This window comes from Mesorhizobium intechi (assembly GCF_002879535.1).
Lineage (GTDB): Bacteria > Pseudomonadota > Alphaproteobacteria > Rhizobiales > Rhizobiaceae > Mesorhizobium > Mesorhizobium intechi.
The window spans coordinates 1-4,824 of record NZ_PNOT02000306.1; the positions used below are offsets into that span (position 1 = coordinate 1).

Below are 4,824 nucleotides of genomic sequence, written 5' to 3' on the forward strand. Positions count from 1 at the left end.
GTCTCGTTGGGCACGCCATGGGTGGCCCAGCGCGTGTGGCCGATGCCGATCGTGCCGTCGAGCGGCTCCTCCTTGAGCCGGCGCTCGAGATTGATCAGCTTGCCTTCGGCGCGGCGGCGGGCAAGCTCGCCGTGCTCGATGGTGGCGACGCCGGCCGAGTCATAGCCGCGATATTCCAGCCGCTTCAGTGCATCGACGATGAGCGGCGCAACTTGCGAATGGCCGACGATTCCAACGATGCCGCACATGCAGATAGCCCCCGATTCCCCATGGAAAACCAGCGATACTTAGGGATGGCCGGTCTGCCGTGAAAGTCACATTGCATTTCGTCCGGTGTAACGGACGCTTCTCAACGCATGCATCATGGCAGACCGCTCTTGCGATCCGGTTACTGCAATCTTTCGGTTTGCAGCTCCCCGATTGTCATTCCGACAATGGTTGACTAAGCTTCGAGCATGAATGAAGCCCAGCCCACCATCACACTCTGGCGCCCAGTCGGACCTCGGGAGCTAAAACTCATCGAGGCGTCGGACATGCGGGCATTTCCGCCGCGCCTTCCTGAACAGCCTATCTTCTATCCGGTGCTGTCGGAAGCCTATGCCGTGCAGATCGCGCGCGACTGGAATGTGCCGGCCAGCGGCGCGGGATTCGTGACCCGGTTTGCCGTACTGAAAAGCTTTCTCGACCGCTACCATGTTGAGCATGCCGGCAGCAAGGCACACCTGGAATATTGGATTCCTGCCGAAGACCTTGATGATTTCAACAAAGCCATCGTCGGTAAGATCGAGGTGACCGCCACCTTCAGTCGAGGTACGGTGCCGGCCAACTGACCGTCAGTGATCGGCGCCAGCCACCTTCTTCTTCGCCGCCGCGGCCGAAGCAAAACGCTCGCGCAACTCCTTGCCCTTGCCGGGGATCGTCTTCTGACGGGCGCGGCCGAAGGCCAGCGCATCGTCGGGCACGCTTTCGGTGATGACGCTGCCGGAAGCGATGTAGCCGCCCTTGCCGATCGATACGGGCGCCACCAGCGAAGAGTTAGAGCCGACGAAGGCGCCCTCACCGATGTCGGTGAAGAATTTCGAGTAGCCGTCGTAATTGCAGGTGATGGTGCCGGCGCCGATATTGGCGGCCGCGCCGACGCGGGCATCGCCGATATAGGTCAAATGGTTGACCTTGGCGCCCTCCTCGATGACAGCCTGCTTGACCTCGCAGAAATTGCCGACCTTTGCCTTGTTCCGTAGATCGGCGCCCGGCCGCAGCCGCGCGAACGGACCGACATCGCAGTTCGCGGCAATGGTTGCGCCCTCAATATGGCTGAAGGCACGGATCTTGGCGCCGCCGGCGATCTTCACGCCCGGACCGAACCAGACATTCGGCTCCACGATGGTGTCGGCGCCGATCTCGGTGTCGTGCGAGAAATACACGGTCTCCGGCGCGATCAGCGTCACGCCCGAAAGCATCGCCTCCTGACGGCGGCGTGCCTGCCAGATGCCTTCGGCCTGGGCCAGTTCGGCGCGGTTGTTGATGCCGAGCGCATTCTCGAAACTGGCTTCCGTGGCAACGACATCGAGACCTTGCGCGCCGGCAATCTCTACGATGTCGGTGAGATAATATTCGCCCTTGGCGTTCTTGTTGCCGACCGCATCGAGTAGCTTCAGCGCATGGGCGCCGGCCACCGCCATCATGCCGGCATTGCAGAAGCAGATCTTTTTCTCCGCCTCGGAGCAGTCCTTTTCCTCGCGGATGGCAATCAGCTTGCCGCCTTTTTCGACCAGCCGGCCGTAGCCGTTTGGAAGAGGCGTTCGGAATCCGATCACGGCGACTGCCGCGCCTTCCGCGAGCTTCAGCCGCGCCAGGTTCAGCGCTTCCGCATCGATCAGCGGCGTGTCGCCGAACATCACCAGGATGTCGTCATAACCCCTTGATATCGCTTCACGTGCAGCAAGAACAGCATGCGCCGTACCTAAGCGTTCTTCCTGCACGAAGGTTTCGGCCTTGGGCGAAAACTTCGCCACCGCCTTGCGCATTTCTTCCGCGCCATGGCCGATGACGATCGCATCGCTGCTGGCACCGGCGGCGTCGGCCGCCTTCACCACATGGGCGACCATCGGCAGGCCTGCGATCTGGTGCAGCACCTTCGGCAGCGCGCTCTTCATGCGCGTGCCTTCGCCGGCGGCGAGAATGACGGACAGGCAGGATCTCTGGCTCATGGAAGGGCGACCGCGTGAAGAAGGGTTGGAATCAAATCATGCTAGCAGTGGCGCGATGCTGCACCAATGCGGTTAAATTCCGGTGAGATAGTCGAGCAAGCGCTTTTTGGTCAGTAGGTCCACGGCCAGATCCTTTACCGCAAAAGCAGTGGTGAACTTACCCCAGCCGACCCAGCACCGGGAAATTCTCCAGCAGCCAGTAGGACACCGTCTGCACGCCGCCAGTGAGGAAAAACACGCCGGCAACCACCAGCAGCGCGCCGATCGCCTTCTCAACGCGGCCGAGATGGACGCGGAATTTGCCGAGGAAACGCATGAAGGCCCCGGAAAACAGCGCCGCGATCAGGAACGGGATACCAAGTCCGAGCGAGTAGGCGGCGAGCAGCAGCGCGCCCTCGCCCACCGTTTCGCGTCCGCCGGCCAGTGTCAGGATCGGCCCCAGCACCGGGCCGATACAGGGCGTCCAGCCGAAGGCGAAGGCGAGCCCCATGACATAGGCGGCGATAGCATTTGCCGGCTTGCCCTGCGACTGGAAACGCGCCTCGCGCGACAACAGCGGAATGCGCAGGATGCCGAGGAAATTCAGGCCCATCAGGATGATCAGCACGCCGGCGCCCATCGCCAGCGGCTCCTGCCAGACACGCAGCAGCCGGCCAATGGTCGATGCGCCGGCGCCGAGCGCCACGAACACGGTCGAAAAGCCCAGCACGAAGGCGATGGATGAATAGAGCAGTGCCCCGCGCGTACCTTCGCGGGCTGTGACGCCCGCGTCGCCGCGGAAGTCGTCGACCGAAACGCCGGCCATGTAACAGAGATACGGCGGCACAAGCGGCAGCACGCATGGCGACAGGAACGAGATGGCCCCGGCGCCGACTGCGCTGACATAGCCGATGTCCAATGCCATTCCAAAGACTCCAACTGCTCCCGGGCGGATATAGCGACGGCCAGGCCCGTCTGCCAATCACCATTATGTGGAAAGTCAGCGACATACGGGCATGGGGGACGAAAGCGCCGGCATGGGACGTTGATATCAAAGACGCCGCGATTTCCCGCGCGTCTCCAATATCAGCCAGGGAGATTTCCATGAAAACCATAACCATAGGGCTGGCCGCGCTGCTTCTCAGCACCGCCGCATCCTTCGCCGCCGACGCCTGGAAGAAGGCCGATGTCGGTGGCACCAAGATCTTCACCGATGCCAAGGGCATGACGCTCTATACCTACGACAAGGATGAGAAGGGCAAGTCGAACTGCTACGACAAATGCGCCGCCAACTGGCCACCGCTGAAGGCTGAGGCCGGCGCGAAGACCTCCGAAGGATGGACGATCGTCGACCGCACCGACGGCACCAAGATGTGGGCCTATGACGGAAAGCCGCTTTACACATTCATCAAGGACAAGAAAGCCGGAGATGTGAGCGGCGATGGCGTCGCCGGCGTCTGGCATACCGCCAAAGCCGACTGAACCGCATTCCGTATCTCGCACGGTCGCGGGATATGGACTGGTCGCCGGACATCCTTCCTCGATCCGGCGGCCAGCTTTGTTTGTGAACCGCAGCACCGCGCCCTGGTGCGGCATAGCGGCGGATGCTTCCTCGACTCGATGCGAACATCAAACCGAGCCATTTCAGCAGACTCGGGACCGTCATCTTCTCCCGGCCAAAATCTGTGATCTTCTCCATACACTCTAAGAGTGTATTGCTGCGAACAGCCCCGCAATTTGGGCGCTTCCCCTTGACCGGATGCAAAAGCGCGGCCATGTGAGCGGCAAATAGAACGAGATTTCGTCGCGCGCAGCGGAATTCTTCTGCCGCATCACAGCTGATATGAGACCTCATGGACGTCGTCGTCGTCGAATCGCCGGCCAAGGCGAAGACAATCAACAAATACCTCGGCAAGAACTACAAGGTTCTGGCCTCGTTTGGCCATGTCCGCGATTTGCCGGCCAAGGATGGCTCGGTGCGCCCTGATGAAGACTTCGCCATGTCCTGGGCGGTCGACACGGCCTCGGGCAAGCGGCTCGCCGACATCGCCAAGGCGGTCAAGGATGCCGACGGCCTGATCCTCGCCACCGACCCGGATCGCGAAGGCGAGGCCATTTCCTGGCATGTGCTGGAAGTGCTCAAGCAGAAGCGTGCGCTGAAGGACAAGCCGGTCAGCCGCGTCGTCTTCAACGCCATCACCAAATCTTCGGTGCTGGAAGCCATGGCCAATCCGCGCCAGATCGACGCGCCGCTGGTGGACGCCTATCTTGCCCGCCGGGCGTTGGACTATCTCGTCGGCTTCACGCTGTCGCCGGTGCTGTGGCGCAAATTGCCGGGCGCCCGCTCGGCCGGCCGCGTCCAGTCCGTGGCCTTGCGCCTGGTCTGCGACCGTGAATCCGAGATCGAACGCTTCATCCGCGAGGAATATTGGCAGATCGCCGCCATCCTCGGCACGCCACGCAACGAGACTTTCGAAGCGCGGCTGACCGCCTTCGAGCGCAAGAAGCTGCAAAAGCTCGACATTGCCAACAAGGCGCAGGCCGACGACATCAAGGCGATGCTGGAGGGCGCGACCTTCAAGGCATTGTCGGTGGAAGCCAAGCCGACCAAGCGTAATCCAGGCCCGCCCTTCAC

General features: G+C 61.9%; 5 protein-coding genes and 1 pseudogene. 3 read left to right on the forward strand and 3 right to left on the reverse strand.

Features of this window, described 5'->3' with window-relative positions; translation table 11 throughout:
• Positions 1–248, reverse strand: a pseudogene (locus C1D09_RS26230) (glutamine--fructose-6-phosphate transaminase (isomerizing)); the annotation flags it as partial.
• A gap of 207 nt (positions 249–455) precedes the next feature.
• On the opposite strand from C1D09_RS26230, the gene C1D09_RS26235 reads away from it, so the two are divergent.
• Positions 456–830 carry an ADP-ribosylation/crystallin J1 gene (locus C1D09_RS26235; protein ID WP_143976975.1) on the forward strand — a complete coding sequence of 125 codons (375 nt, stop codon included), beginning with the start codon at positions 456–458 and terminating at the stop codon, positions 828–830.
• A gap of 3 nt (positions 831–833) precedes the next feature.
• Here the strand turns inward: C1D09_RS26235 and glmU are convergent, their stop codons facing one another.
• Positions 834–2,210 carry a bifunctional UDP-N-acetylglucosamine diphosphorylase/glucosamine-1-phosphate N-acetyltransferase GlmU gene (gene glmU / locus C1D09_RS26240; RefSeq protein WP_143976976.1) on the reverse strand — a complete coding sequence of 459 codons (1,377 nt, stop codon included), beginning with the start codon at positions 2,208–2,210 and terminating at the stop codon, positions 834–836.
• Positions 2,211–2,367: 157 nt separating this feature from the next.
• Complete coding sequence (locus tag C1D09_RS26245) at positions 2,368–3,114, reverse strand: cytochrome c biogenesis CcdA family protein (protein WP_095772753.1); 747 nt, start codon at positions 3,112–3,114, stop codon at positions 2,368–2,370.
• Between the two features lie 179 nt (positions 3,115–3,293).
• Between C1D09_RS26245 and C1D09_RS26250 the strand changes: the two genes are divergently transcribed.
• Together C1D09_RS26250 and C1D09_RS26255 are read left to right on the forward strand one after the other, a co-directional pair.
• Entirely contained in the window at positions 3,294–3,671 is a 378-nt protein-coding gene (locus C1D09_RS26250) for a COG4315 family predicted lipoprotein (protein ID WP_143976977.1), read from the forward strand.
• Between the two features lie 371 nt (positions 3,672–4,042).
• Positions 4,043–4,824: DNA topoisomerase (locus C1D09_RS26255; RefSeq protein ID WP_246135881.1), on the forward strand; the 782-nt coding region annotated here is incomplete at its 3' end.